Origin of the sequence: Kocuria sp. CPCC 205231, assembly GCF_040980965.1 — a bacterium.
Classification (GTDB): domain Bacteria; phylum Actinomycetota; class Actinomycetes; order Actinomycetales; family Micrococcaceae; genus Kocuria; species Kocuria rosea.
This window is the reverse complement of record NZ_JAVKPP010000047.1, coordinates 1-2,202: the sequence shown is the minus strand read 5'-3', so window position 1 is coordinate 2,202 and position 2,202 is coordinate 1. Positions and strand designations below refer to the sequence as shown.

At 43.5% G+C, this 2,202-nt stretch carries 1 protein-coding gene; it reads left to right on the top strand.

Going from position 1 to position 2,202, the window contains the following annotated elements; genetic code table 11:
• Positions 1-632 precede the first annotated feature (632 nt).
• Entirely contained in the window at positions 633-1,736 is a 1,104-nt protein-coding gene (locus RF640_RS18755) for a mobilization protein (protein ID WP_368813088.1), read from the top strand.
• The last annotated feature ends 466 nt before the right edge of the window (positions 1,737-2,202 follow it).

Sequence of the window (2,202 nt, the reverse complement as noted above, 5' to 3'; positions counted from 1 at the left end):
TGATGAACTGTAACACTCCATTGAGTGAAGCTGCCGTTTGGTCGCTCCCCCTTTGGGGGCGGGGGGGGGGATAGATAAAGTTCCTCTATGTAAAGTTATAATGGGGGATGAAAGGCAAGGTTCGCTAACCTTACCCCGATTGTTTATGCTTCCCAGCATTCAATCTATCCCCGTTTATGGGTTTCTCTTTCACCCTACAAAGATAACCTCATGGGGGAAAAATGTCCAAGAATATGGGGTAAAAACTATCAAGTCGGTAGAAAATAAGTATCTTTGAAGTACATTTTTAGTAGAGGTACTGGTATGCCTAGACGAAGCAGATAGGCAAAAATAAAGCCGCTGGGGATGTCGGATGTCCGTCAATTAACTCCAGCGGCTTGTATTTTGGTAACTCTCCCGTATCGGTCAGCTACCGTTTGGTCAGCAACAAAGGTAGTACTTTATTGTCGCAAATCCAAATGTTTTCCCCTTTATTTGTGCATTTACAAAACATTCACTAACTTCGCACCTATGCAGTATGGTGATAGCACACTAGCACCCTAAAGGGTACGTGTGTAAGGGGACAAGCCCCCTTAACCCCCTGTCAGCCGGCTGTCACCGGCTGTTATCGATTGTCACAAAAATGTTAACTTATGGGAGCAACAAGTATTCATGTACAAGCAGTGAAGCCGGGGAGCGAGATTCACAACTTTAGGGAAAAAGAGTTGGACTATGTTCGTCCGGAACTTAGTCATTTGAATGAAAGCTGGGTTGGAGATAGCATCTCCCATCGGCTGGAGAGTGCGAAACAGAGATATTTCGATACGGTTGGGCAGAAGATGCAGACTAAAGCAGCACCCATACGGGAGGGGGTAATAGTAATCAAGCAAGAAACCACCATGCAGGAACTCCAGCAATTCGCTGCGGTCTGCAAGGAACGTTTCGGTATTGAAGCGTTTCAAATCCATATACACAAGGACGAAGGATACATGAACGCAAAGCAATGGACACCTAACCTTCACGCCCATGTAGTTTTCGATTGGACGCAGCCGAACGGGAAGAGTGTGCGTTTATCGCGTGATGACATGGCAGAACTCCAAACCATAGCATCTGAAGCACTGGGCATGGAACGTGGTGTTTCTTCTGATCGCAAACACTTATCGGCTATGCAGTACAAGACCGAATGTGCGAAAGAACAGCTTCAGGAACTATCCAACGATATATCCAGTGCGTTAGACAAGCACAAGGACGTGCAAAACCAGCTTCTTCAGCTTCAGAAAGAACTACGTTCCATTGAAACAAAGAAAAAGGTCCAAAAACTCATTTCTAAGGCTTCAGAGAAGTTTTACGGCTTGATAGGGAAAACGGTTAACGATAGGGAAAAAGATGCCTTAAAAGCCAAAATAAAGGCTTTAGAGGGGGAAAATGAACAGCTATCCGATAGACTGGGAAAGGCTATACTTGAAAAAGAGCGAAACGGCACAAAGGTATTCAAAGCCGAGAACGACAAGGAGTATTATAGACAGCAAATGGACAATGCAAGGACAACCAGTAACCGACTAAGAACGGAGAACCAAGAACTAAAGACCGAAACCAAGGAATTGAAAAAAGAACTTGGTAAGATGAAAGACTTGTTCAATTCCGAACAACTGGAGGCTTTAAGGCATCATTTCCCAAACATATCAAAAGCTATGGAAGAGGGGAAAGACCTACTCAAGCAAATCACCAGAAGCAGAGGTTTCGGCATGGGTATGTAACCCCCCCCCCGCCCCCAAAGGGGGAGCGACCAAACGGCAGCTTCACTCAATGGAGTGTTACGCCGTTCGGGTTCGGAAGAAATTTTGCAGGGTTCGAAAAACGGTTGTGTGCTTATTCGAAAAAAAGTTTATGGTGTGGGCGCTCGTCGGGACGGGTGGTCCCGCCCCTTGCCGCTGGGCGCTCCCCGACCGATGATTTTTTAAGTAGTTGATTATATGCCGTTTTTAGGGTATAATAAGAACTTAAGAAATAGAATAAGTTAAGTAGTTGATACTCAATATAGGGTATTTTCCATATTGGAAAATCTGATTTTCCATATTAGAAAGTCACTCTTTCCTATTAGATGTTAAAAAGGAAAATATATTTTGCTTTTTTATTGTATTAATGGAAATTTAAATATTCCTTTGTGGAAAATCAAATTATACTTTTTCACCGATATATAGAAAGTCAAATTTGCCTAAATAG